Annotated in this window: 27 protein-coding genes and 1 riboswitch; of the genes, 11 read left to right on the forward strand and 16 right to left on the reverse strand. The window is 37.5% G+C overall.

From position 1 onward, the window contains the following. The first annotated feature begins 107 nt into the window (after positions 1-107). Both CSE16_RS09715 and CSE16_RS09720 read left to right on the forward strand, forming a co-directional pair. Positions 108-428, forward strand: a complete 321-nt coding sequence (locus CSE16_RS09715; protein ID WP_099423714.1) for a DUF485 domain-containing protein — start codon at positions 108-110, stop codon at positions 426-428. A gap of 2 nt (positions 429-430) precedes the next feature. Next, positions 431-1,984 (forward strand): solute symporter family protein, encoded by a 1,554-nt coding sequence (locus CSE16_RS09720; RefSeq protein ID WP_099423715.1) that lies wholly within the window; start codon positions 431-433, stop codon positions 1,982-1,984. Between the two features lie 419 nt (positions 1,985-2,403). Here the strand turns inward: CSE16_RS09720 and parC are convergent, their stop codons facing one another. Both parC and parE read right to left on the reverse strand, forming a co-directional pair. Then, entirely contained in the window at positions 2,404-4,833 is a 2,430-nt protein-coding gene (parC, locus tag CSE16_RS09725; protein WP_099423716.1) for a DNA topoisomerase IV subunit A, read from the reverse strand. After that, entirely contained in the window at positions 4,834-6,804 is a 1,971-nt protein-coding gene (parE, locus tag CSE16_RS09730; protein WP_099423717.1) for a DNA topoisomerase IV subunit B, read from the reverse strand. A gap of 307 nt (positions 6,805-7,111) precedes the next feature. On the opposite strand from parE, the gene plsY reads away from it, so the two are divergent. The 3 genes from plsY to CSE16_RS09745 all read left to right on the forward strand — a co-directional run bounded on the left by plsY (position 7,112) and on the right by CSE16_RS09745 (position 8,929). Continuing rightward, entirely contained in the window at positions 7,112-7,714 is a 603-nt protein-coding gene (gene plsY / locus CSE16_RS09735) for a glycerol-3-phosphate 1-O-acyltransferase PlsY (RefSeq protein WP_099423718.1), read from the forward strand. A gap of 154 nt (positions 7,715-7,868) precedes the next feature. After that, a complete protein-coding gene (locus CSE16_RS09740; RefSeq protein WP_099423719.1) occupies positions 7,869-8,159 on the forward strand; it encodes a HesB/YadR/YfhF family protein in 291 nt (96 codons plus the stop codon). Positions 8,160-8,302: 143 nt separating this feature from the next. Next, positions 8,303-8,929 carry a YczE/YyaS/YitT family protein gene (locus CSE16_RS09745; RefSeq protein WP_172954430.1) on the forward strand — a complete coding sequence of 209 codons (627 nt, stop codon included), beginning with the start codon at positions 8,303-8,305 and terminating at the stop codon, positions 8,927-8,929. A gap of 114 nt (positions 8,930-9,043) precedes the next feature. On the opposite strand, the gene CSE16_RS09750 is transcribed toward CSE16_RS09745, so the two are convergent. The 9 genes from CSE16_RS09750 to CSE16_RS09790 all read right to left on the reverse strand — a co-directional run bounded on the left by CSE16_RS09750 (position 9,044) and on the right by CSE16_RS09790 (position 20,506). Then, on the reverse strand, positions 9,044-9,868 hold the full coding sequence (locus CSE16_RS09750) for a MetQ/NlpA family ABC transporter substrate-binding protein (RefSeq protein ID WP_099423721.1): 825 nt from the start codon (positions 9,866-9,868) through the stop codon (positions 9,044-9,046). A gap of 15 nt (positions 9,869-9,883) precedes the next feature. Beyond that, the gene (locus CSE16_RS09755; protein ID WP_099423722.1) at positions 9,884-10,546 is read right to left on the reverse strand and encodes a methionine ABC transporter permease; all 663 of its coding nucleotides are present in this window, start codon (positions 10,544-10,546) and stop codon (positions 9,884-9,886) included. Between the two features lies 1 nt (position 10,547). Further along, positions 10,548-11,285: a methionine ABC transporter ATP-binding protein gene (locus tag CSE16_RS09760; RefSeq protein WP_099423723.1), complete on the reverse strand. Its 738-nt coding sequence runs from the start codon at positions 11,283-11,285 to the stop codon at positions 10,548-10,550. A gap of 255 nt (positions 11,286-11,540) precedes the next feature. After that, positions 11,541-12,482: a homoserine O-acetyltransferase MetA gene (metA, locus tag CSE16_RS09765; RefSeq protein ID WP_099423724.1), complete on the reverse strand. Its 942-nt coding sequence runs from the start codon at positions 12,480-12,482 to the stop codon at positions 11,541-11,543. Positions 12,483-12,746: 264 nt separating this feature from the next. After that, a riboswitch (SAM riboswitch) is annotated at positions 12,747-12,855 on the reverse strand. Between the two features lie 436 nt (positions 12,856-13,291). Further along, positions 13,292-13,423 carry a hemolysin XhlA family protein gene (locus tag CSE16_RS09770; protein ID WP_216641136.1) on the reverse strand — a complete coding sequence of 44 codons (132 nt, stop codon included), beginning with the start codon at positions 13,421-13,423 and terminating at the stop codon, positions 13,292-13,294. Between the two features lie 88 nt (positions 13,424-13,511). Next, positions 13,512-14,942: an S-layer homology domain-containing protein gene (locus CSE16_RS09775; RefSeq protein WP_099423725.1), complete on the reverse strand. Its 1,431-nt coding sequence runs from the start codon at positions 14,940-14,942 to the stop codon at positions 13,512-13,514. A 505-nt stretch (positions 14,943-15,447) separates the two neighbouring features. Then, positions 15,448-15,741, reverse strand: a complete 294-nt coding sequence (locus CSE16_RS09780) for a site-specific integrase (RefSeq protein ID WP_099423726.1) — start codon at positions 15,739-15,741, stop codon at positions 15,448-15,450. A 223-nt stretch (positions 15,742-15,964) separates the two neighbouring features. Continuing rightward, a complete protein-coding gene (locus CSE16_RS09785) occupies positions 15,965-16,717 on the reverse strand; it encodes a nucleoside-diphosphate sugar epimerase (protein ID WP_099423727.1) in 753 nt (250 codons plus the stop codon). A gap of 42 nt (positions 16,718-16,759) precedes the next feature. Continuing rightward, positions 16,760-20,506, reverse strand: a complete 3,747-nt coding sequence (locus tag CSE16_RS09790; protein WP_099423728.1) for an AAA domain-containing protein — start codon at positions 20,504-20,506, stop codon at positions 16,760-16,762. 190 nt (positions 20,507-20,696) lie between these two features. Here CSE16_RS09790 and CSE16_RS21340 point away from each other — a divergent pair, with 190 nt between their 5' ends. Next, positions 20,697-20,852 (forward strand): hypothetical protein, encoded by a 156-nt coding sequence (locus CSE16_RS21340; protein WP_157764781.1) that lies wholly within the window; start codon positions 20,697-20,699, stop codon positions 20,850-20,852. A gap of 98 nt (positions 20,853-20,950) precedes the next feature. On the opposite strand, the gene CSE16_RS09795 is transcribed toward CSE16_RS21340, so the two are convergent. Both CSE16_RS09795 and CSE16_RS09800 read right to left on the reverse strand, forming a co-directional pair. Continuing rightward, entirely contained in the window at positions 20,951-21,370 is a 420-nt protein-coding gene (locus tag CSE16_RS09795; RefSeq protein WP_099423729.1) for an acyl-CoA thioesterase, read from the reverse strand. Positions 21,371-22,209: 839 nt separating this feature from the next. Further along, positions 22,210-22,413, reverse strand: coding sequence for a hypothetical protein (locus CSE16_RS09800; protein ID WP_099423730.1), 204 nt, complete (start codon positions 22,411-22,413; stop codon positions 22,210-22,212). Positions 22,414-22,601: 188 nt separating this feature from the next. On the opposite strand from CSE16_RS09800, the gene CSE16_RS09805 reads away from it, so the two are divergent. Together CSE16_RS09805 and CSE16_RS09810 are read left to right on the forward strand one after the other, a co-directional pair. Continuing rightward, positions 22,602-23,111 (forward strand): DUF3231 family protein, encoded by a 510-nt coding sequence (locus CSE16_RS09805; protein ID WP_099423731.1) that lies wholly within the window; start codon positions 22,602-22,604, stop codon positions 23,109-23,111. Positions 23,112-23,618: 507 nt separating this feature from the next. Further along, on the forward strand, positions 23,619-23,852 hold the full coding sequence (locus tag CSE16_RS09810) for a hydrolase (RefSeq protein WP_172954374.1): 234 nt from the start codon (positions 23,619-23,621) through the stop codon (positions 23,850-23,852). 107 nt (positions 23,853-23,959) lie between these two features. On the opposite strand, the gene CSE16_RS21345 is transcribed toward CSE16_RS09810, so the two are convergent. Together CSE16_RS21345 and CSE16_RS21350 are read right to left on the reverse strand one after the other, a co-directional pair. Then, positions 23,960-24,115, reverse strand: coding sequence for a hypothetical protein (locus CSE16_RS21345; protein ID WP_157764782.1), 156 nt, complete (start codon positions 24,113-24,115; stop codon positions 23,960-23,962). Positions 24,116-24,186: 71 nt separating this feature from the next. Next, positions 24,187-24,360: a hypothetical protein gene (locus CSE16_RS21350; RefSeq protein WP_157764783.1), complete on the reverse strand. Its 174-nt coding sequence runs from the start codon at positions 24,358-24,360 to the stop codon at positions 24,187-24,189. A gap of 740 nt (positions 24,361-25,100) precedes the next feature. Between CSE16_RS21350 and CSE16_RS09815 the strand changes: the two genes are divergently transcribed. Continuing rightward, the gene (locus CSE16_RS09815) at positions 25,101-25,340 is read left to right on the forward strand and encodes a hypothetical protein (RefSeq protein WP_099423733.1); all 240 of its coding nucleotides are present in this window, start codon (positions 25,101-25,103) and stop codon (positions 25,338-25,340) included. 162 nt (positions 25,341-25,502) lie between these two features. Beyond that, positions 25,503-25,697 (forward strand): hypothetical protein, encoded by a 195-nt coding sequence (locus tag CSE16_RS09820; protein ID WP_099423734.1) that lies wholly within the window; start codon positions 25,503-25,505, stop codon positions 25,695-25,697. An 87-nt stretch (positions 25,698-25,784) separates the two neighbouring features. Here CSE16_RS09820 and CSE16_RS21655 read toward each other — a convergent pair whose 3' ends face one another. Further along, on the reverse strand, positions 25,785-25,913 hold the full coding sequence (locus tag CSE16_RS21655; protein ID WP_216641137.1) for a Holliday junction resolvase RecU: 129 nt from the start codon (positions 25,911-25,913) through the stop codon (positions 25,785-25,787). Positions 25,914-26,048: 135 nt separating this feature from the next. Here CSE16_RS21655 and CSE16_RS09825 point away from each other — a divergent pair, with 135 nt between their 5' ends. Further along, positions 26,049-26,177 carry an aspartyl-phosphate phosphatase Spo0E family protein gene (locus CSE16_RS09825; RefSeq protein WP_099425802.1) on the forward strand — a complete coding sequence of 43 codons (129 nt, stop codon included), beginning with the start codon at positions 26,049-26,051 and terminating at the stop codon, positions 26,175-26,177. The last annotated feature ends 340 nt before the right edge of the window (positions 26,178-26,517 follow it).

Raw genomic sequence — 26,517 nt, forward strand, 5'->3', positions numbered from 1 at the left:
GTATTGCAATTTTGTGTCGGCTAAAATAGAATAAAAATGTAAAATGCTTGTAAATAGAATTTTACAAACATAGAGCAGTAAATTTTATCACAATTGGGGGAATGTTTATGGGGAAAAATCAACTACGAAAAATTGATTATGACAAAATTGCTTCACAAGAATCTTTTAAAGCGCTTTCTAAACGCAAAAATGCTTTCCTTTGGACGTTGACAGCTATTTTCTTAACAGCGTATATGATGTTACCAGTCCTATCGTCGTACACAAAGATTTTGCATCAACCAGCTATCGGGGCAATTACTTGGGTTTGGGTTTATGCTGCAGGACTGTTCATTATGACGTGGAGCTTAGCGCACTTCTATGTAGCAAAAGCAAACCGTTTTGACAAAGATGCGAAAGCAATTATCGCAGAATATGAAGGAGGTCGCTAATTATGAACGATTTAAGCTTCACGGCGATATTCTTCTTCGTTGCTATTGTAGGTTTAACATTAGTCATTACTTGGTGGGCATCTAAACGTACTTCAAGTGCAAGTGACTTCTATACAGCAGGTGGCGGGTTAACTGGCTGGCAAAATGGACTTGCAATCGCAGGGGACTATTTATCAGCTGCTTCATTCTTAGGGATCGCCGGTTCGATTGCTTTATTCGGATTTGACGGCTTCTTCTTCTCTCTAGGCTATTTAGTTGCTTACTTAGTGGTACTTTATATCGTAGCTGAGCCATTACGTAACTTAGGACGCTTTACACTAGCGGACATGATTACAGCTCGTTTTGACAAAGCAAAAGTTCGTGGAACAGCTGCTTTATCAACAATTACAATCGTATTATTTTACATGATCGCACAACTTGTTGGTGCGGGTGGTCTTATCCAATTATTATTAGGTATCGAGTATTGGGCTGCTGTATTAATCGTAGGTGTTATGATGACAATTTACGTATTATTCGGTGGTATGACAGCAACTTCTTGGGTACAAATTATTAAAGCTGTCCTACTAATGTTAGGTACAATCATTATTTCTTTCTTAGTATTAGCGAAATTCAACTTTAGTATTATTACAATGTTTGCTGAAATGGCAACGGTAACAGAGCATGGTTCTGCTTACTTAAACCCAGGTTTACGTTATACAAATGGTATTGATACGATTTCAATGTTAATCGCGTTAGTACTTGGTACAGCCGGTCTTCCACATATTTTAATGCGCTTCTTCACTGTAAAGGATGCACAAACAGCTCGTTCTTCTGTTATTTGGGCTACGTGGATCGTTGGTGGATTCTACGTATTAACAATTTTCTTAGGCTTCGGTGCTGCGGCATTCGTAGGTAAAGATGTAATTGTGGCTGCTAACCCAGCTGGTAACATGGCGGCTCCATTATTAGCAAAAGCACTTGGTGGAGAAATTTTATTCTCATTCGTATGTGCAGTAGCATTCGCAACAATTTTAGCGGTAGTAGCAGGTCTTGTACTTTCAGGTGCATCTGCCCTATCACATGATATTTACGGTCAAATTATTAAAAAAGGTAAAGTTACTGAAAAAGAAGCAGTTAAGGCTGCTCGTATCGGTTCAATCATCATTTCGGTTGTTTCAATCTTATTAGCATTAGGTGCACAAACGTTAAACGTAGCATTCTTAGTATCATTAGCCTTCTGTATTGCAGCATCTGCTAACTTACCAGTAATCATTTACACAATTTACTGGAAACGTTTCAATACAAATGGTGCAGTTATGGCAATGTTAACTGGATTAATCTCTGCATTAATTTTAGTTGCGATTTCTCCAAACGTTTGGAATCCGGTTGCAGGTAAAGCCATTTTCGTTGGTGAGCCATTAATTATGTTAACAAACCCAGCGATTATCTCTGTACCACTTGGCTTCTTAGGTGGTTTCATCGGAACGTTACTTTCTAAAGAGAAAGACGAAGCGAAATACCGTGAAGTAGAAGTAAAAGCACAAACTGGTATTTCTGTACAAGACGTATCACACTAAGTAAAGGAACCGCTCCCCTTCACAGTTGAAGGGAGAGCGGTTTTTTCATGCGGTCAATTACGCTTCTGTGTAATGGCGTCGGGATTTTGAATTGTGCAGGTCAGTTAGCCGTTGTCGAATGGATGCGACGATCTTAGGTTAACATCCTAATATTGACTCGTTTCAAAATTCTTGACATCCGCAGGGGGCTTTATTTTCATTTAGTTGGCGACAAAACGCCGACTGAATGAAAATAAAAGGACATCACCGAATGCGTGTTGCATGGTGATGTCCTTTTTTTAAAATCAATATCGCCTCAGCGTTATTGTGTCCAGAATTTTTTCAAGCTTGCTCGAACTTGATTCAGCTTGGGTTAGAAACCCATTGAATTTCGATATTCATGCCCCACGTATTGAAGTGAAGAATGAATGCTGAAGCAGTTATTTTTTCTTTTCGATATAAGCTCGTACAAGCTTGCCGTCTGAAACTGGATCTACACGCAATGAACCGTTTGAATAGCGGTCAGCTCGTGTCAGATTTGTTACTTGAATGGCTTCTTGTACGGCTTTTTCTGTTTCTAAAACAATCGTATCGCTAAAGTGGACAACTAAAACGGCAAATATACGATGCGGATTGGCCTTTAATTCTTTTAACGTCACTACACCGCGCTTTGCACGATTGCCTATTTCGATTTCAGATATGCTCATACGCTTTACGGCGCCGCGCTGCGTGACAATGATAAGCTCCTGCACGCTATCTGGCTGTAAAATAGAGACGGCTGTAAGGGATTCTTCGTCTTTAATAATGATACCCTTCACCCCTGCTGTTTTGACGCCTGTAACAGGGAGTTCACTGATTGGGAAGCGGATAGCATAGCTTGTATTCGTTACTAACAACAGCTCTTCGTTTTCCGTTACAAGGGAAGCAAAAATCATTTCATCCTGCTCTTTTACATTCATTGTTTTAATTGGCTTAGAATAACGCGTTACGACATAGTCAGTTAATGGCGAACGTTTTATTTGCCCATCCTTTGTCGCAGTAAATACAAATTTCTCTGGCTGCTCAAACTTATCAATGCCAATGACTTGAAGGATTTCCTCATTCGCTTCTAGTGGAACGATACTTGAAATGTGCTGGCCGAGATCTTTCCAACGAATGTCTGGGAGCTCATGCACAGGCTGGAAAATATAATTTCCGCGATTTGTAAAGAGCAATAAATGATGCTGCGTATTAATGCTTGCTTCGAATAGTAAATAGTCCGATTCCTTCATTGCGAAATCTTTGCCATTTGAAGCATTGTGAGAGCGTAAACTTGTACGCTTCACATAGCCGTCCTTCGTAACAGTAACGATGACTTCTTCGCTCGGAACAAGTACATCAAGCGTGATTTTAAGTTCTTCTATTTCTGCCTCAATTGTTGAAAGTCGTGGCACAGCAAAACGTTTGCGGATATCTGTCAGCTCGGTTTTAATGACACGAATTAATTTTTTCTCATCTGCTAAAATAGCAGTCAATTTAATGACTAATTGATCTAACTCATCATGCTCATGTTGTAGCTCTGTAATATCGGTATTTGTTAAACGATACAGTTGCAAGCTGACAATAGCTTCTGCTTGCTCCTCAGAAAAACCAAATTTATTAATAATATTTGTTTTCGCATCACGTTTGTCTTTTGAGGCGCGGATTGTGGCGATGACCTCATCTAAAATCGATAATGCTTTCATTAAGCCCTCAACAATATGTAAACGGTCTTCTGCACGTTTTAAATCATATTGACAGCGTCGACGAATGATTACTTTTTGATGGTCTATATAGGCATCAAGCATTAAAGGTAATGTCATCATCGTTGGACGACGATCATGTATGGCAATCATATTGAAATTGTAAGAAACTTGCAGGTCCGTTGATTTAAAAAGGAAATTTAAAATTCCTTGTGATGGCACGTCCTTTTTTAGTTCTATTACAATACGAAGACCATTACGATCGGATTCATCACGAATTTCGGAAATTCCCTCTAGTCGGCGGTCACTCACACGCAACTCATCCATTTTGCGAATTAAATTGGCTTTATTCACTTCGAATGGAATTTCTGTAATGATGATTTGTTCTTTATTGCCTTTTAACGCTTCCATTTCAGTACGGGAGCGAACGATAATCTTACCCTTCCCGGTTTCGTATGCCTTTTTAATCCCCTCTACCCCTTGAATAATGCCTCCTGTAGGGAAATCAGGTCCTTTAATAAGGGTCATAAGCTCATCAATGGTGCAGTTTGGGTTGTCAAGTCGCATTAATACGCCATCTAATACCTCTTGTAAATTATGCGGTGGAATATCCGTTGCATAACCAGCAGAAATTCCGGTCGCACCATTGACAAGTAAATTCGGGAAACGTGATGGTAACACAGTTGGTTCCATGTCTTGGTCATCAAAGTTTGGCACGAATTCGACGGTATTTTTATTAATATCACGAAGCATTTCAGCAGCAATGGCCGAAAGACGTGCTTCTGTATAACGCATCGCTGCGGGTGGGTCACCATCAACAGAACCGTTATTCCCGTGCATTTCGATTAACATATGACGAGATTTCCAGTCCTGACTCATGCGTACCATCGCTTCGTATACGGAAGAATCGCCATGTGGGTGGTAGTTACCAATAACATTTCCGACTGTTTTAGCAGATTTTCGGAAAGGCTTTTCAAACGTATTGCCCTCATGGAACATCGCATATAAAATTCGTCGTTGTACAGGCTTAAGCCCATCACGTGTATCAGGTAATGCGCGGTCTTGAATTATATATTTGGAGTAACGTCCGAAACGGTCTCCCATAACTTCTTCTAATGGTAAATCTTGATATTTCTCAACGAAGCTCATCTAGTTAACCTCCTCATGCTGGATGAATTCATTTTCTAAAATGCTTGCATCCTCTTCCATGCCGAAGTTTACATTCATTTCGATCCATTTGCGGCGAGGCTCTACTTTATCACCCATTAATGTTGTGACACGGCGTTCTGCACGCGCACCGTCTTCAATTTTTACACGGATTAAAGTACGCGTTTCAGGATTCATCGTTGTATCCCAGAGTTGGTCCGCATTCATCTCACCTAAACCTTTATAGCGCTGGATAATATAGCCTTTACCAATTTTTTTAATGGCAGCTTGTAATTCGTTTTCTGTCCATGCATAAACGAGTTCCTGTTTCTTTCCAGAACCCTTTGACACTTTATAAAGAGGTGGTAAGGCGATAAATACTTTTCCTGCCTCGATGAGTGGTCGCATGTAACGGTAGAAGAATGTCAGTAGTAGCACTTGAATATGCGCGCCATCTGTATCGGCATCGGTCATAATGACAACTTTGTCATAAGCTGCGTCTGCCACAGTAAAATCGGCCCCAACACCAGCACCAATAGTATGGATAATTGTTGCAATTTCTTCGTTTTTCATAATATCTTGCAGCTTGGCTTTTTCGGTATTAATAACTTTTCCACGCAATGGTAAAATCGCTTGGAATGTGCGGTCGCGTCCTTGTTTCGCTGAACCACCTGCTGAATCACCCTCTACTAGGTATAATTCATTTCGTGCCGCATTTTTTGATTGAGCTGGTGTAAGCTTCCCTGATAGCAGCGTGCTCGATTTTTTCTTTTTGCCGTTCCGTGCATCATCTCTAGCCTTACGTGCGGCTTCACGAACTTGCTGAGCACGAATCGCCTTACGTACTAACGATGCCGAAAGCTCAGCATTTTCTTCTAATACATAAAGTAATTTTTCAAACACGACGGTATCGACAGCAGAGCGTGCTTCACTTGTACCAAGCTTGCCTTTTGTTTGGCCTTCAAATTGCAGGAGTTGCTCAGGTATTCGAACAGAAACAATACCTGTTAAGCCTTCTCGAATATCAGCGCCCTCGAGGTTTTTATCCTTTTCCTTTAATAAACCAATTTTACGGGCATATTCATTAAATACACGTGTTAATGCAGCTTTTGCGCCTGTTTCATGTGTGCCTCCATCTTTCGTACGTACATTATTTACGAACGATAAAATGGTTTCTGAATAGCCATCATTAAATTGGAAAGCAAATTCTACTTCAATTTCAGAAATGAGCCCCTCTACATATTTAACTGGGTGAAGAACATCTTTTTCCTCATTCAAATAGGTTACAAACGCTTCAATTCCATTTTCATAGTGGAATACTTCATGCTTTCCTTCTCCGCGTTCGTCAATTAGTTCAATTTTTAAACCCTTTAATAAAAAGGCAGATTCTCTTAAGCGCTCAGCTAACGTATCGTAGTTATACTTCGTTGCTGAGAAAATCGTTTCATCCGGCAAGAAATGGACGAGTGTACCCATTTCCTTCGTTTTGCCTATTGTATCAAGTGACGTAACAGGCTTTCCGCCATTCTCAAAACGTTGACGGAAAATTTCACCGTCACGATGAATGGTAACTTCTAAAAAAGTCGATAACGCGTTTACAACAGAGGAACCAACCCCGTGTAAGCCACCACTTGTTTTGTAGCCACCTTGTCCGAATTTTCCCCCTGCATGAAGCACGGTAAAAATAATTTCAGGCGTCGGTTTGCCCATTTTATGCATCCCTGTAGGCATACCTCGACCAAAGTCACGTACAGATATACTATTATCCTCATGAATCTTTACAGTAATATGATTCCCAAAACCAGCAAGTGCTTCATCAACCGCATTGTCCACAATTTCAAACACTAAATGATGAAGACCTCGGCTATCAGTGGAACCAATATACATACCTGGTCTTTTACGAACGGCTTCTAAACCTTCTAATACTTGAATGGCATCATCATTGTATGCGATGCCCGGTTGGTTTTTAACCAAAATGAAATCCCCTCCAAAACACAAACGAACGTTCTATTTACATTGTTAATCGTACATACTATCGCACCCACTGTCAATTAGTGAATCCGAAATAATCAGCTTTGCAAAGATTAATTGTACCATCAACGAATGCGCATTAAAAGTTCATCCTGTGATTGATTCTTTACAATGTAACTATTTTCCTGTTTTTTTTTTTTAAAGAGTAAAAAATAATTCTTCTTTCCTTCCTTTCTAAAACGGTGTAAAATAATCATCACATAGTATTAGTACCAACTATTAATTTCGAAAATTGAAAGGAGCACAACTTATGATTAATGGATTAATTCTCCTTTGTGCTTATGTAATCGGTTCGATTCCTTCAGGGCTTTGGATCGGAAAACTATTTTATAATACGGATATTCGCCAGCATGGTAGCGGTAATTTAGGCGCGACAAATACATTTCGTGTGCTAGGTAAAAAACCAGGAATTGTTGTTACATTTATCGACGTCTTTAAGGGGACCGCTGCTGTATTATTATTAGCGTTGCCATTCTTTTCGGATTCGACAATTCATCCGCTTATTTTAGGCGTTGTGGCAGTTGTTGGCCATATGTTCCCTGTTTTTGCAGGTTTCCGCGGTGGGAAAGCCGTAGCAACAAGTGCCGGTGTCATTCTTGGTTATTCTTGGCCACTTTTTATCGTGCTATTCTTTACATTTTTCCTCTCATTAAAAATGACGAAAATGGTCAGTTTAACTTCTATGATTGCAGCGGTTGTCGCATTAATTTATAGTTCAGTTTATTGGGTTGTGACAGGAGATTTTGCGCTCATTATTTTGATCGCCTTTTTAGCAACATTTATTTTTTACCGTCACCGTGAAAATATAAAGCGTATAAAGAACGGGACGGAACCAAAAGTGAAATGGATTTAGCCCCTTCTAGTTGAATAGTGAAACTCTCTCTGACTTAGAGGGAGTTTTTTTTCATTTAAAGAATGAAAAAATCTATTTTTGTGGTAATTCTCATCATCAACTTGTATGATTTGAGATGAGACATGTATTGCATAATTGATGTTGAGGTGAGCTTATGGAAATTAGATTATCAAATGAAGCGATTGAATGGTTCCGCAATGAAATGGAAATTGAAAATGGCGACTTTATTCGCTTTTATGCACGGTACGGGGGTTCTTCTCCTTTTCATGAAGGCTTTTCATTAGGGATGAACCGCGAGCAACCGCATGAAATGGGCGTTAACGTCGTAGTAGAGGATGTTCATTTTTATATTGAAAAATCCGATGAATGGTTTTTTAATGAGCATAATTTAATCGTAAACGTCGATAACAGCTTGGATGAATTAAGTTATACGTATGAAAAATAGTCTATTATAAACGTTTTGTCTGTATGTTGTTTCCCTTTAAGTTTTTTGAATTAACAGTTATCCCTCTTTTTTGCTTGTTGTCGTTATAATGGTAGTTAGATTATGACAACTAAGATGGAATATAGAGGGATTTTTTTATGAAGATAAAGCAAGAATTTTTTTGGCGCTGCTTGTTTTTTATTACAGGAATTATCATACTTTCATTAGGCGTGGCACTGACAGTAAAGGGACAGGCGCTTGGCGTGGGCTCGTGGGACGTGTTGCATATAGGTCTTGCGAAAAACCTAGGTTTAACAATTGGTGCATGGTCCATTTTATTGGGCTTGTTAATTTTAGTGATTGATGCCCTATTTACAAAGCGACTACCTCGTGCCGGAACGTATATAGATATGTTTTTAGCCGGTATTTTTATTGATATATTTAATTTTCTATTGCCAAATCCGAATGGTCTTGTGGAACAAACACTCGCCTTTATACTAGGCTTACTATTGCTAGGCTTTGGCTGTGGCATGTATATTGTCGCAAATCTAGGTGTAGGACCGCGTGATACGTTAATGCTGCTCATTGTTAATAAGTTGAGTTGGTCTGTTAAACGGGCACGTACGACGATCGAAATCATCGTTGCGGTGCTAGGCTTCCTTTTGGGCGGTCCGATTGGTATTGGGACGGTCATTATGGCATTTGCTTTAGGACCGATTGTACAATGGGCTCTGCGTGTCAATGAAAAGTTGTTTTACCGGGCTTCGGGTGTGGAAAGTGCGATAATGTAATGAAATAAAAAAGAGCTGAGATGAATCGATAAGTAGTATAGCCTACTACATTATGTTTCGATTCGTCTCAGCTCTTATTTTCATTCAGTGGATGTCACAGATTTTGGGATTTACCTAAAACGCTGGTGTTGCCGTTTCTTTATAATTTTTCTCTAAAAATTGGCGAACAGTATCGCTTGTCATCGCTTCTTTTAATTTTTGAATTGCTTCGTCATTTTGATTTTCTTCACGCGTTACTAATTGAATGGCAAATTCATTTCCTTCGCCTTCAGTTAAAATCGCATCCTCTGTTGGTGTTAAGCCAAGTGGTGCTGCATAAGATGGATACATAACAACCGCATCCGCCTCATCATACATACGTGCTAGCATTAACAAATCAACTTCTTTAAATTGCAGATTTTTCACGTTTGTCGTAATGTCCTTTAATGTATAATATGGACCTGATTTTTCTTTTAGTTTGATCGCATCATTTTGGGCTAATAGCTGTAAAGTACGGTCGATATTTGATGCGTCGTTAGCGATGGCAATAGAAGCCCCCTCAGGTAAAGCATCCCATGAATCATAGTTTTTCGCGTAAATCCCAAAGTTCGGGTAATAAATTTCTTGAATCGCAACTAAATCAGTATTGTTATTGCGATTATATTCTTGCATATAAAATTGGTGCTGGAAAAAGTTTGCATCGACTTCTTTTGCTGCTAAAGCGGCATTTGGTTGCACATTATCACTTAAAATAACGATTTCAAGCTCAATGTTATCCTTTGCTAAAAGCGGTTTCGTTTGTTCTAGAATTTCGGTCATCGGTGGAATAAGTGATGCCACTTTTAAAACCGTTTTTTCTGATGATGGTGATGATGTATCGACTTCTTTTTCTTTCTTGTCACCACAAGCGGCTAAAACAAGGACGAATAGCGCGGTAACAACTAACAAGTATTTCTTCATTTGAATGCTCCTTACCTATCTTTTGTCTATTTTTCTTGCCACAGTCATGCCAATGATTTGAATGAGCTGTACAAGAAGTATCATAATGATGATCATATACATCATAAGATCCGTTTGGAATTGCTGATAACCATAGCGGATGGCAAAGTCTCCAATGCCACCACCACCTACGACGCCCATAATCGTTGAATACGAAATAAAACTAATCGTCGAAGTAGTCAAGCCGAGTACAAGTCCAGAGCGTGCTTCTACAAATAAAAACTTAAAAATGATAGCGTTTACTGAAGCACCCATCGAAATTGCAGCTTCTATGACCCCTTTAGGTACATCAAGTAACGATTGTTCAACAAGACGTGAGTAGTGAGCAATCGCGATAATAGCAAGCGGGACAATTGCCGCAGTAGTACCAATGGCTGTGCCGACGAGCCAACGTGTAAATGGAATTAAAAAGACGACTAATAATAAAAACGGGAACGAGCGAATAATGTTGACGAGCAAATTGAGTATAGTATGCACCCATTTGTTCTCTAATACACGTCCTTTTTGACATAAAAATAGCAACGTCCCGACTGGTAAGCCGACGACAACAGCAGCTATTATAGAAGCACCAACCATAATCAATGTTTCTAAAATGGCTTGTACAATTTCTGTTTGATATTGAATGAGCACATCAGGCATATTATTCGTCCCCCATTCGTAACGCATCTACAAACGACTGTGGATGGGCTTCAATGGAATGAATACCTGTCGGCGTAATGTCGATTGTATCATATAATTGTCCATCTGAAAGCACACTTACACGGGTACAAATACTCTTAATGACATCCATTTCATGACTTACGATAACAATTGTCACGCCAAACGTTTGATTGATTGACTGGAGAACCGATAAAATCTCATTTGTTGTCGAAGGGTCGAGTGATGAGGTCGGCTCATCGCATAACAATATAGTTGGATTGTTTGCAATGGCACGAGCTATGGCAACACGCTGCTTTTGACCACCACTCAGTTGTGCAGGGTATTTATGCTGCATTGCTTCTAAACCAACAAACCGTAAGCATTCCTCTACTCTGGATTGCCGCTCGCTTTTTGGGTAATTCGCAAGTTGTAAGGCGATTTCGATATTTTTAAAGACAGATTGATTTGCAACGAGGTTAAATTGCTGAAAAATCATGCCAATCGATTTCCGCGCTTCACGCAGATTTCCATTCGATAAATGCATTAAGTTTTGTCCTTCTATTAATATTTCTCCAGTAGTTGGACGTTCTAATAAATTCATCGTACGTAGCAACGTTGATTTCCCTGCACCACTAGGACCGATTAATCCGTAAATTTCCCCTTTTTGAATGGAAATCGATACGTCATGAATGGCCATTTCTTGATTAAATTTTTTACTAACGTTTTTTAATTGAATCATAAACGAATCCCTACCTAGGTATTAACTTGCTTCAGCAGAAGTCTTCCACTTCTTTGGAGTTTTCAAGCACGCTTGAAAAAAATCTGGACGCAATTACGCCAAGGCGTTATTGATTGCTTCACATCGATTTTAAGTATAACGAACTTGTGAAGAAAAATGAAATGGAAATTCATTCTTTTTGCATAAAATTTTTACGATACGCAATAAAAAACCATCTGAAATGTTGAGTTATCAATGTTTCAGACGGTTTTTTTATTATATATGATATTCTAATGCATCATTAACAAAATGCCATTCATATGGTGTTTCTTGGTATACGTAATAGTTCAACCAATTATAAAACAGTAAATGTGAATGCGCGCGCCAAGTATTTTGCGGTTCTTTTTGTGGATCATTATTTGGGAAGTAATTAACCGGTATTTCTGTATCTTCCGGATTCTTCTCAATATCACGGAAATACTCATCTGACAGCGTCGTTGCATCGTACTCTAAATGACCAGTAATCATAATGTGCTTGTTATTTTTGGATTGAACGATAAATACGCCAGCATCATCTGAATAGCTTAGCAAGCGCAATTCTGGATGGGCACGAACTTCCTCGATCGAAACCGATGTATGACGCGAATGTGGTGCGACATAATAATCGCTGAAACCACGTACTAAATCCACGGTTAAATCGGTAATGACATGCGAATAAATGCCCGAGCATTTTTTCGGTAATTCAAATTTTCCAATGTCGAAGTGGTGGTATAACGCCGCTTGTGCCCCCCAACAAATATGCATGATGGACGTGACGTTTTGATCTGCCCAGTCCATAACATCCTTAATTTCATTCCAATAGCCAACCTCTTCAAATTCCATCTTTTCAACTGGTGCACCTGTAATAATGAGCCCGTCATAACGGCGGTGCTTGATTTCGTCGAATGTTTGATAAAACGTGTCTAAATGAGATTTCGAAACATTTTTTGATTCGTATGTGGCTGTATTTAGAAATGTAACATCCACTTGCAATGGTGTATTCCCAAGTAAGCGTAAAAGTTGAAGCTCCGTTTTTTCTTTTTCAGGCATTAAATTAAATACTAAGATATTCAGCGGACGAATTTGCTGCGTTTTCGCGCGGTCTTCCTCCATGACGAAAATTTTCTCTTGTCGCAATAACGCCCCTGCTGGTAGTTGTTTCGGAATATTAATAGGCATGCTCGTTCCCCCAATTTCTCTATTTTTTATCAATTATGCCTCGGCATAATTGCGTCCAGAATCGGCTTTGCGCTTGCGCAAAGAACTCCTTCTAATTCCGTGACATCCGCCGGAGGCTTTCTTTCAGCAGATTTTTGAAACCCACTGAATAGTATCTTAAAATCCACGTTTTTCACACAACCTATATAGGTGGGAAATTTCTGCTGAAAGAAGTTTGAAAAAAAATCCCTCATTCCAGAAAAAGAATGAGAGACCCTAAGTTCGCTCTTATCTTTCAAGGGAAAACCCTTGCTGGAAGTAGCACCTTTCTAATACAAATTAGAGGTTGCTGAAGCATCATCGGGCCAATCCCCTCCGCTTCTCTTGATAAGAATATTTAATTGTTAAACATCGTAACATGGAATTAGGAATTTTGCAATAATTCTTAAAAATTTAGAAATCATTGCTAATACAGCTTTCCCGCTACAGATAATTTTAAATTTATGGGGGAGTTCAATTTATTACTTATTAATTCCACTTCTTATTGTAACTATGTAAAAATCATAATAAACTCATACTTTTGGAAATGAGAAGTGGGATGCTAGGACTACTTTTCTTATTAGATGATTACTTTTTAGCCACAAATTTAACATGATACCTATGTAATAAACTTGCAAACTGTTCTCTCGTCATGAAATTCTGCGGATTAGTTCCAACTGATAATTTAGCTTCTTTATATAACCATTCCCATGAATGCTTATGATGTGTATTAACTGTACGTACCTTTTCTACGTCTAATTTAGCATCAACTTACTTTTGTAACTCATTAATCATCTCCAGCGTGTATCCTCTTTAATTGATCCGATGTCCTCTTTAACATCCTTAATATTACTCTCAGCGACCGCTAGTCGAGTTTTAATGTCTGATACATCTGTTTCTAGTTTTCCAACTCTGTTTTCCATATGCTGACCTCTCTTTCTAGGTAAAATAAAAAACACTCCACAAATTAATGTGAAGTGCTATGCGTGTTTCTAGTATCTATTAGTTGTATTATTTTTTGTATGTGTAAGGTTTTGCCATGCTCTGGTTGAACTCAACATTTGATACTTTAAAATTAGTGTTCATTGGTGTAGAACCCTCGGCATTAGTCATTAATAAATACTTTTCATTTTTCTGATCTGCAGAATCATAACCAGTAGCATCTGAGTAATACCAGTTACCACCAACTTTTACCGCATTCCAAGAATGGGCAAAGCCTGTGTGTTTTTCTGTTCCTTGCACTAATCGAGATTCAATACCAAAACGTTTATATAACTCTGCTGCAAAATCTGTATAACCGTTACAAGTTGTGTTCTCTTCTCCCCTAACCATGTATGGATTATCACTAGGAATATCAGTCCCGTAAGAAATATTAGAACCTATAAAATCATTAATAGCGTATATCACATCATAATCAGTTTCTAATTTGTAATTATCTACAATGGCTTTTTCAGCTTTATCCATACGTTTAACCCATGCAGAATGCTGTTCTGCATTACGATTATTGAAAACGTAGAGTGTTACTTTATATTTACCTTCACTCACTTTCTCGCTACTTGTTTGAAAAGTACGACCATACCAAGTGTAACCCTTTACTTCTTGACTAAAGTCAGCTGAATTAAAATGATAATTAATTAACTGTTCTTCCATATCAGTTTTAGTGTAAACGATTGTTTCTTTAAAATCTTTGGAAGGATCATTGTAAAGATTTGTCATAATATTTTTAATATCTCCAAATGATTTAAACTCGCCAGAACCACTGTTTGAAACAGGAGGTTTAGAAGTTTCTGGTTTTGTAGATGGTGTTTCAACAACTACATTACCATTCAAAATACGGAAAATGAAGCTAGATAGTTCATTTGTAGTTACATTGTTTTTAGGTAAGTAGTTGCCTTTACCATCACCTTTAGATACTTCGTTTGAAGCTAAGATATTAATGTACTTGTAAGCCCAGTGGTTAGTCTTAATATCTTTAAATGTTGATTTACCAGCACTTTGTAATTTAAAAGCGTTAACTAAAATCTTTGACATTTCAGCACGTGTTAATTTACCATTTGGGTTAAAGTTGTTTTTGTTGTCTCCACCGAAAATACCAACCTCATAGCTCCAAATAATTGCATCAGCATATTGAGTGTTTGCATTCACATCTTTAAAGTTATTGTTGTAAGTACGTACTGTACTTAATTGAACTTTGCTCATAGAGTAAAGGATAGCACTTACCTCAGCGCGCGTAACCGGTTCTTTACCGTTTATTTGATTTCCAACTTTGAAATCAAATGCGTTAATGCTGTTTAAATAATTTACTGCTTCTGTATGTATCCCATTATTGCTTAAGTCTGTAAAAGCTTTAGCAGCGTTGGCATCTGCTGAAGTTGATACAAAAATTCCTGATGCTAATACCATACTTGTTACTAATGTTTTAAATGTTTGTGTGTTTTTCATTTCAATCTCCTCCTATTTTCTTTTAGCTATCATCAAATGGGGAATAGAAATATTTACATATCCAAAATTCAGCAAAAGTAGATTCTTAATTGTATGGTGTCATAATATTTCTCCACACCATACATTATACGAGAGTTTGTTATAATTTAACATAAAAATAATTATTTGGTAATTATAGAAGCGAAAGTTAAACTTAAAATCATCCAAAAAAATAGCGCTAATCGATTGATTGCGTTTTGATACATGGCATTTAGAGCAGTTGCATTTATGCTATTCCGGTCTTATACCTTCTCTATATCTCGGTTTTATAACGAGCCTTCACCGTGCAGGCGACTTTCATCACACACGGCGATCCGTCAGCTGTAACTCTTCAAAACTTATTTCCCCACTTTTAATATATAATGCAAAGGTTAAATTTTTTATAATATTTTGAATTAAGGCAATAAAAATAACGCTAAGCCTCTGCTTGGGTTTAGTATGTCACTGAACAACGTGCGACTATTGTTTATGTTAATGCCGCAATGATTATCCCTTCTTCTTCTTCCAAATAATTAAAAAAGGCTCTAACCCTTAAAATAATCGTATTGATGGTATGCGGCTTCTTATTTTTTTGCTGATTAATTATCAGGAATTGCTTTAAGTGGATACGAGTAACATCCTCAATATTAATTGCGCCCTCTTCAAGGCAATAATCAACAAATGGCTTAACGACATATTTGTAAGTACTAATATTTGCCTGAGTCGTAATTTTAAACTTACGATCAGCGATAAAATCGTCATATGCAAATTTTAAAAGCACAAAAAATGCACCTCCATTGTCTAATTTTAATAGACAATAAGAAGTGCATTATTAATAATAAATAAATTCAATTTTTCTCCGCTTCTTATCAAGTGGATCAAACCATTGGTACGACTGGATTTTTAAAACGTACCCCTCCGCTTCTCTTGATAAGACTATTTAATTGTTAAAAATTGTAACATGGAATTAGGAGTTTTGCAATAATTCTTAAAAATGTGTTCTTTTAGCTCTTTTGCCAGTTCTCTTTTTCATGTGTAAAGAGAACGGACGCTACTTGTGCATCCCATTCATTTGTTAATGTGTTATACACTTGTATATCATGCCGTTCCTCTGTTAGATCGTAAAGGACAAAGCACAGCAAGGGTACATCATTAATTTGAATGGATTCGGTTCCATGGATGGACGTAATAAATGTTTGCACTTCGTCTTCCGCAAGTTCGTTGGATTGTTCGAGCGCTTGCAATTGCTCGATTAACTTCGATTCCTCAAGTTCCCCGATTTCCTCTGACTCCATGTAAGGGAAACTGTCAGGAAACTGTTCGATATCCAATAATGCCTCGATATCCCCTTGTAAAATGTCTTTATGCAACGCGCTATATTGCAATTGACGCGAAACGAGCGGTAATTCTTCTTCAAAAATGCCAGACTGTAATTGTGCAAGCCCTTTTGCTGTTAATGTGAAATACTCTTCCTTTTCAATCATTTGAAGGTGCAGCATTTTATTTGTTAAATCGTGAATAAAAAGCGGCTCAACTAATAAAATATCCGCTAAAATCGCAGCGCTTTGCAGTTTTGCCTTTTGAAAGGATAGCAACATCATTTTCATTAAAATATCCATCGCATTGCGTACAACGGGATGATAGCTCACTTCCAATGTATGAACGGGAATGGAATATTGCATTTGCTTTTTGATTTCTATGTTTGGATTTTGCAAGAGCTGTTTTGCTAACTGTTCTTGGAATGCGTGTAAATCCATTTTTTCGCTCCTTTCTACGTGCGTACTTGGCATTGAAACAAGTTACATCGAATGGTAGCCACCCTGCTGTTTAACGGTTTCAAGTAAATGTGTGTACATTGCTTTCGTTTTTTCCTGCTTCGGACGTTTCGTAAACATCGTGGCACTACCGATGAGCATGAGCAGTTCACGTGCACGAGATAAGGCAACATTTAAACGGCGATAATCTTTCGCAAAGCCAATATCTCCGCGCTCGTTTGCATGATTACGCACCATGCTAACGATGATGACATCCATCTCCATTCCTTGGAATTTATCGACAGAGCCTGTACGGATATGCAAATGGGGAACAGAAATTTCCTGTTCAATTAAACGATTAATCCGCTTCACTTGCTCTGCGTAGAAGGAAATAACACCAACAGACTTTAATGCGTCTTCTTCAATGAGTCCTTGCTGTTTGGCACTAGCCGTTGCTTCATTCATTGCGATAAGCTGCTGTTTAATTTGCTCGAGCTCACTTGCATTAAATAAGCTGGCGCCCTCTTTCATACGTTCCTCAAAATGCTGCTTGTCATTTGGAATATCAAGCCACATTAAATGGTTTTCACGTTTCACTAAATCGGTTTCTAAATAATGGTCCCGTAATTGATCGGAATCTTCTAACCCGCATTGAAGTGCTTCATTTTCATTTTTATAAAACGGCGCAATCGTCGCCATAATATTTTCATGCATCCGGTACTGGATTGCGAGCATCGTCTTATTTTGCTTCGGTAAATTTTTATACAAACGTTCGAATAACGATTCCTCAAGCAATTTTTCAAGCTCGCGTTTTTGTTCAAATGTTGTACTTTCCTTTACAACTTGCTCTAATGTTTCTTCAAACGTTTCGTCGCCTACAAGTGGTGGTAGTTGATGGTGATCCCCTACTAGGATAATTTTTGCGCCCTTGAGCATCGGTAAAAGTAGCTCGGGTGGGGTCGCTTTGGAAACTTCATCAATGATCACAACATCAAACGTTGGATAATTGTCCATGAATTCCTTGTTTGCAGAAGCGACGCATGTTGTCCCGATAACATTTGCATGCTTTACGTATAATTTTCGGATTTCGTCTAAATCATGACTGTTCGCTTGTGCTAATAAGCTATGCCACTCCGTTTGAAGCTGTTGCGTAACGGGCAGTATGTCGATTTTTAAGCGTAAACCAATAATTTCTTCATTGCATATATTCAATGCTTCGGTCGTTTGTGCCAGCGCTTGTTCAGGATTTGACCGCGTCAATTGTTCAAGTTCCGCTCGGCGTTTTTCAAGCTGAACACCTTGTACATTAATTTCTTTAAATTGGATCGTATGCTGTTCTAGTGTTTCCTTACCAAGCGTGATTTGCTCTGTAAGCACATCGAGTTCCTGTGCTTTTTTCGTATGCTGTGCCTCAAGCTTTTCACGATTGCCGATTTGCGTTTCTGTTTTCACTTGCTCCAGCTCATTTTGCGCGAATTGTTCTTTTAATGCATCTATTGGTATGTCAGCCGTAAAATTAGCGGGAATCGCATCTTGTATCGTCTTCATTTGCACGGAGATTTTTTCGTGCTCCTGCTGTAACGTCTGTAATCTTTGTGCTTTTTCACTATTTTGCTCTTTGAACTGGGTAATGATTTCTTCCTTTAGCTTTTCAAAAATGAGCACTGTTTCACGAATGGCATCCATATATTTTTCATTTAGCTGATCGAGGTATTGCTTGCGTAAATGGAGCCCTTGAATCGAGCGTGTCCCGTTCGTTGCATTCACCTTTTTGTCCCGAAATGCCATGCTGAGCTTTGTTAAAAACTCACTTACTTCTGCTAAAGAATACGTATGGTTCATCGGTAAACTGAGCGGTGTCACGTGAATCGCGAGTGCAGTTTCACTGTACTTGATTGCCTTTTCAACACGCTCGTATACGTCCTTAATTGGCTTGTACTGCTCCATCTCTGGTTGAGTCCGTTCTAGAGCCGATAACAATCGGTCCATCGCATAATTGCGGCGAATATTGTATTGCTCCATGAATTCTTCAATTTGAACGACTTTTTTTAATGCTGCAATTTTGTCGATTAGTGATTCATAATTGGCCGTTTCCTGCTCTCGTTCAAGTGCTTGTGAGAGGTGCTGCTGTTTCACTTCAAGCTGTTGGAGCTGGAGTGTTTCTTTTGAAAAATGCAGCTGCTCGGTAAGGGTGTTTTTTACCTCGTGTAGTTGCTGTAATTCTTCCTGTAAGGCAGTTGTCGTTTTACCTTGTTCGAGCTGTGTGGCTAATCCTAGAACGATGTCAATTAGCGGCGTATGCGTTTGCTGTAATTTTTCTAATGTGCGCTCGGTTTCATCAAGAGCTTTATTGCAAACCGTTAACTCTTTTTTTAACGCCGAGATTTTTTCTGCTAATACATGCAGTTCTGCTTCGGCTGCTTCTTTTTGCTTGATTTGTTGCTGAAGTTCCAGCTGTTTTTGCTGGAGAACAGCGATTTCCTCTTCAAACGTTTGAATATTGTCGGTTAGTAATTGCTCTTTTGTTGCATGCAAGGAAATTTCACTCGAAATCGCTTCAAACGTTTGCTTTTGCCAATAAGAGGCGACATTTTCCTCGATGAATTTTTTCCCTTCCTCTTCAATACTTTCCGTTCGACCATAACGTAATATACGAATGTCCTGATTCGAAAGTAAACGACTAAGCGCATTATCGACCGCTAAATTGGATTGGGAGGCTACAAGCGTTTTTAATCCGGCCTTTGCATTTTGATAGCAAATCTCTGAGATAACCGTTGTTTTTCCGGTTCCAGGCGGGCCTTGGATGACGTATAAATCTTCCGCGCTGAACGCTCCTGCAACAGCTGCTTGCTGGAATTCATTTAAACGATTATGAAATTCGAGCTCCACCGTTTTTTTACGCTCTGCTAAAACAGGCTTGTCTTCAAATAAAATCGTTTCGAGATTGGCATTGGCCGCTAAGCCCTCTTTTAACCGCTCAAAGCCTTTTAATAAGCGCTTTAGCTGAGATTTCGTCGAGGCATTCGAAAACGAAACATCCTCAGATTGAAAATGCAATTCATTTTTTCGGGCTAATTGCGCGTTAAATGGTTTTAACTCGATTTCGACTGTTTGTTCTGCACGATTAACCTTTACCACTTCGCCAATTTCCTGTACGTAGCCACGTAGGCGTGCACTGAGTCCTTTTAGCTGCTGCCACTGTTTTTTGTCCACATTGGCAAGACGCATCGTCATATGTGAAAAGGCGGCATTATACATAACAGTCGAAAAACGGGCATGAATATCTTCAATGTCTGCGTTTTTATTTTGTACTTTTAAATACCCTTCCCAGCTCGAAATTCGTTTATTGACATAGTCAAATCGCTCCTGAGCAATCGGTAATGCGGCAAGCATTTGAGTGAAATTTTCCTTATATGTATGACCGCTAATTCGTGATGGCACAAAATGAATTTGCATTGCTGCTCGTCGATTCGTTGCGACCGGTGTCCCCTTGCCGCGCGTTCTGAAGCTTTTTGCTACGAGTCCATTTTTCGTATCAAACACACAATCCATAATGACGACACGTTCATTAAACTTTTGCTTCAAAACATTATTTTTTTCATTATCAAAATAAAGTGTGACATTCATTTGCTCGTCATCCACTGAAACCTTCTCAATATGCACGATGAAATATTGCTGGAAATTAAAAAAGGCGTGTTCATCTGGAACATGCTGCTTCAACGCTTCACGCGCGGTGTTTGTCAATAAAATGTGACAACGCGTTTGCTCATATGTCATTGTTTTCTGTACCATGAACACCCTCCTTTTCATAATAGTCATAGCTTCCATTATACCAAGATTTCACGTCGTTAGAAAGTAACAACTCGGGTTTAAATGAACGAGTAAGTATTGCGTGAAATAGCATTCTTAAGTTATGCATTAAAATCAAGCTGCATTCACGCATGATGTCCAGATAATTTCTGCGAACAGTGAAGCGATTCACATGAGTACAAATGAATTTGCCGCCATCATTGAAGAAAGCACGGCAACTATTGAAGAGTTAAGTGCAACACTTATGAATATTTCAGAGGACCAAAAAGCCATTGCGAAATACATCGATGAAACGTATGAAGTAGCGCAATCGATTCGAGTGTGGTAGGTAGATGTTATAGTTTTGGACTTCATATATTGTAAAACCCCATTTCGCACTACTTAGCGAGATGGGGTTTTGCATATGGTTATTGTTTTTGGAGTTTACTAAGTACGTGCAATCTCTACATATTTTGCATCCCAATCAGGATTGATTTTCTTTAATGAAACCGGGCGGAAATTTTCCTTCTTCACAAGAATGTGCTCGGATGTAGCTGTTGCCGCAATCGTTCCATCCTCGTGTAAAATTTCATAGCCGTATGTCGTACGTAGTTTTGTATGCGCCTCGATCCACGTGCGAACAGTCGCTGTCTGACCGTAACGCATCGCCGCCTTATATTGAATTGAAAAGTCCATTACTGGTGACAAATAGCCGCTCTCTTCTAGCTCTGCATAGTTATAGCCGAGGTCTTTTAAAATTTTTGAGCGACCAATCTCACACCAAATCAAATAATTCGCATGGTACACCACACCCATTTGATCCGTCTCCGCATAACGGATGTCTACTGTTGTTTCTGATACAAACATTTCTATCACCTCTAAATGCTATTATACCGCTAAATCCATTGGTATGTAAGGGTTTGTTGGAAATTGTTTTTTTGAAATAATATCGAGGTGAAGTGTGGAATTAAGAAAATAAAAAATTCAGTTGTTTTACAAAAATTGGGAGAATAATCCAAATAAACGTTATTAAACACATGCTTACTCCATTAAAATTCATTACTTCCATGTCCAGCAAAAAATATTCGCTTTCAAATTTGTAATATCCAGTGCAATTAGATTGGAATTTATATTTTGTGGAGGGCTCTATCTTTCATCAAATCTAGTGGTAGAATTTCACGTTAAAACCTAAGTCTCTTACAATTTTTGTTCGAGCTTCATTAAATATTCTTACTTCCATAAAAAGTGAGCGCTCAAGATCTCCTAATTAAATTGGACATAACCTAAAATATTCTGGTTTAATTCATTTTTTTTGATTATGATAGATAGAATTCTTATTAAATCTAAAATCTTATCATCCTCGACTTCACTTCCGAATTTAATTAAGATATTGTAGTTAAACTTTCCTACTTTGCTCGTAACGCAACAAATTCACTACTATTCAAGATTCCAGATGCAATTTTTTTATCATCCTCCAATTTTCTTATGCTATAGTAATGGTGTCACCCAATATAAGAGAGCTTATCTAGTCGCAGCGCTTGTACTAGCTGCGGCTTTTTTTATCAATCATACAGGCGCACGGCTAATTAAGTTCACTTCCCTATCATAGAATAAAGCGTAAAGTGATTTAACTTTACAAAACCTCTTCCATATTTCCATAAAAGGGTCACTTTTAAACAAGTGATCCTTTTAATTGTTTTTTTATACTAATACATATATTTTTCCATAACCGCCCAAGCTCGTCGGTATGTTTTATCACAACTATATTGACTAGGTGTTTTACCACGTCTCACCAAAATAAATCCCCTTTTCTCAAGGTCAGCGATCGCAATATCTAATTCTGTATCGTTTTGTCGTTGAATTGGCTGTAATCTGAATACACCATTTTGTGATGCTAAGCGAATATACATTTTTTCATCCCCTTAAAAAATTCTTAACATAGAATGAACATCGGTATATTTTTTATCCGCAATTTCATCGACCAATTTATTCATTATCAACCATCACCCAATTTTGCAATCTCAAGTATTATATTATTTTTTCAGCTCATACTATCCTTGCTTGATAATGGCAAAAAAACAGAAAAGGAAGTGCGAGTATGGGTATGTTTAGCGGTAATCCAAAAGACCAACCATTACATTATGGTGAGGTGTTCAGTATCTGGACAAATCTTGCTACAAACTATGGCATGATTGCTGGGTATCAAACATTTTATAATCATGCTGGTGATAAAGACTTGAAAAAAATCATAGAAGAATTTGTTCAAGGTGCAAAAGAAGAAGTTAAACCATTAGAAGAGATTCTAAAAACCAATGGCATTGCATTACCTCCTGCACCGCCTGAACGTGCAGATGCAAGACTAGAAGATATCCCTCCTGGTGCAAAGTTCAATGATCCAGAAATCAGTGCCGCAATATCATTAGACGCTGCTGCTAGTTTAGTTGCATGTAGTCAAGCGATTGGTACGTCTATTAGAGAAGACATCGGCTTAATGTACGGTCAATTCCATACAGCTAAAGCACTGCTTGGCGCCAAACTATTACGCCTTAATAAAGAAAAAGGTTGGCTAGTACCTCCACCATTACATGTAAATCATCCAGAAAAATAATAAGAATTTATAAAGCCTATTTAAAGTAGTCCCCAGTTTAAAACTGGGGATTTTTTTACTTTTTATTTTTAGTATTGTCGGATTGTTTACCTTGATTTGAATTCTTACACTGTTCTTTCGTTAAATCGTTCCTTCGCGGATATCCAAATCATCAGGACTTAAAACTGTTCCAAACTCTTCTGTTTTTTCTTTTTTATTGCCCTTCTTTTTTTGCATATTTTTTATCACCTCCAATACATAAATTAACCACTTAGGAATAATTATGTTAGTTATAAACTCTGTACATTTTGGATTTTGGATAATGAATCTCTTAGCAACTCTACATTTACATAATCGAAATTCTAGAACTGGTCAATTAACCATGTGCATTTGTTTATATTTCTTTCTATCTTTTAAGCAAAATAACTTATATCTAAATAGGCAATTTGCCAATAGCTTTTCATCTTAAATACATAAATTAGTAGAGTAAGGCTAGCGTTACCTTAAAATAGAAAGGAGTTCCTGAAATTGAACAATTATGAAAGCTGTCAAGGTTGTGTTTGTAATCAATTAAGACGCTTGCAACCTCAGACTGAAGTTGATCTCTACTTAGTTGGAGGACAAATTATAGAAAATGTTATTTTTATTAACATTAGCTCCAAGGATTGTTGCGCATTCTTTGTTGATCCATCAACAGATCCTGATTCAACAATCATCGTTGATTGTCAATATATTCAAGCTATTCGATTAGAAACAGTCTAATAGATATGGCTCTTTATTTAGGTGAAGGGCACCATTAGAAAAAAGTTATTACACAAAATATTAATAATAGGATAATGCAAATTTAGCCTTACAAAAAATCTTTGCTGTTACAATTCTTCCGCTATGCCATAAAGGGTCACTTTTAGACAAGTGATCCTTTTAGAGTTTCTATCAGTGTCGTTATCTTCGTTCTGTACAAGATAGTCACCGTCATTTGTTGTTCCAACCACTTCAATAAGAGCTGTCTTTTGAAATTTCTTCATGTCTTTACCTTCTTTCTATTATTTCAGACATAAAAAAAAGCCACTCCATTAAAATGAGTGACTTTGGCTAATTATTTTTCAACAATATCTTTACTCGCTATGCATTTAACCTTTTCTCTTGGTGCAGTGAGCAATACACGTCCTTTTTCATCATAAAGGAAGTAAGACCCTTCTTTTATTTCAACCAAATTCACTGACTTCACCTTATATGGTTTGAAATCATTTAAATGCACAATATAATCCATAATTAGGTTCACCTCCATATATTTATATCACATCTTATGACACGACCCTCTCTTCCCATTCTGCATATTTAATCTTGCTATTAATGTAATAAACCTTGCCCTCCTTACCTCTAGCAACACGTCAAGCCGTAGCTCTGCAAAGCTGTGGCTTTTTGTTATACTAGACCTGTATAATTTTGCTGATCTGGGTGTGGAAACTCAGGTCTTTTTTTATGCCTTTTAATAGGCATAATTGACAAATTGTACATTAATAAATAATTTAAAAAACATTTTCAATTCCTTGCCGTATTTGTATAATAATAGTATAAATATTCGCCTCTGTAGCTCTAGAAGGGAAGAGCGCCGGAAAACAATTGTAGCGCCGGGTCGCAAGGGAAGGGTTTCAGAAGCACCGAAAAGCAAAAGAGCTGAGGCAGGTGAAATTCCTAGCCGGTGAAAGTCCGTAGGGAAGCGTGTTCCCCCTAGCCTATGCTTACGAAAGGAGTGTGGGTTCGAATCCCGTCAGAGGCATTTAATCCCCGATTACTGCACATTATTTACAAAGTGTTCAGTAATCCTCATAAATAATTCCTTTATTTGTTTGAACTATTATGTGATACTATCTTCAAATTAATAATGAAAGGAATTATGCAATGAATCGATTAATTCAATATATCAGCTCAATACCGAGCTTGTAGGGAGTGCTATTACATCCCTTGATGCTCCTTGCAAGCTTGGGTTTCTCAAGGGAGCTGATGTACATGAAAAACCGTTCAAAATCTTACACTCGCCATCATCGCGAGAGAATCATTCAAAAAAAATGGGCCATTTTAAAAAATGTCTATCAAATGGAAGATGAGTTCCTACCTGTACGTGGAACATTAAGCAAAGGAAAGGTTCACTGTTCTTGTAGGTTGTGTCGCTATGAGCAGTATCACGATATTCCAAAAGCTAAATATAAAGTAAGATGGCGAGCGTTGCAGGAGGAAATAGACGATTAAGTCTATTTCCATTTTTTTGTCTACTGTTAACCACTTACAAAATTACAGATGATATATCAAAAAATATTAAATAGTATATTTTTTTCAATAAATATTATATATGGTATATTTGGAAATGTTTATTTACTCCCTAAAAATATACATAAAAGGAGGAGCATAAGAGTGTCAAAAATTCCGATTTCTTTAAAGTTGATGATTAGTATTGGTATTATTTTGATCTTTACTTCACTGTACTTTTTAAAAGACCACCAATATTATCTATGGATAAAACGGACAGGTAACATTTTGTTTATATTAGGAATTATTTTAATCCCCTTTGCTAAAGAATCTAATAATAGTAATCTAAAAACTAAATAAATTTATCACAAAGGCTGTCTATGGACAGTCTTTTTTATCCTTGTCCAAAATTTCCCCTACAGCACAATTTCTTTCAATTGCTTATTACTAAATCGCCTTTAAATAATGCAGCGTGTACCCGTCTTTACTCTTAACCTCTGTTGCCATCGTTTCAAATTCCTTGTGTCCAATTGATTTACGACCACCTGCTTTTGCCCCCCTCGTATATTTGCCCAAGTTAGCCTTTGCTTCCAATGTAATATTATTTCCACAATTTACATCTTTCACCAAAATTTTATTTATTGTATATTTATCTTAATAAGTTAATTTAAAGGAGAATTCAATGTGCCTTTTACCAATAAAAATAAAATTATGGAAAATATAGAAAAACTAAGATCCCAATTAATAAATTTTGGAATGGAAAAAGGTCTAACCCATCCAAAAACTATTAAAGTTAGTCAAGATCTTGATAGGTTGTTAAATGAATACGTCATGAAATAATTAGGTAATTACGTTCTTCTTTTGACAAAATGTCCAATAGTCGAATTGATTGTTTAAAAAATCCTTAATTATGCTATCCTCTTGTTAATCCAAATATCAGGTTAATTTATGCAATGAAAAAACATTGCTCCAATTTTTTTCGCATATAATATGAAACCATAAAGGAGGAGAATTAAAATGTTTAAACTCGGTAATATTTTGATTGTTACAGGTTTTCTCCTTATATTTTTATCTGCAGTAGGTAGTATATTGAATTTTTCACCAGAAATAAAGACAGTTATTATTTGACAAGTACGGGTACAGTATTAGCTTGTTCAGGAATAATAATTAATAAAAGAAA

Origin of the sequence: Solibacillus sp. R5-41, from assembly GCF_002736105.1 — a bacterium.
GTDB lineage: Bacteria > Bacillota > Bacilli > Bacillales_A > Planococcaceae > Solibacillus.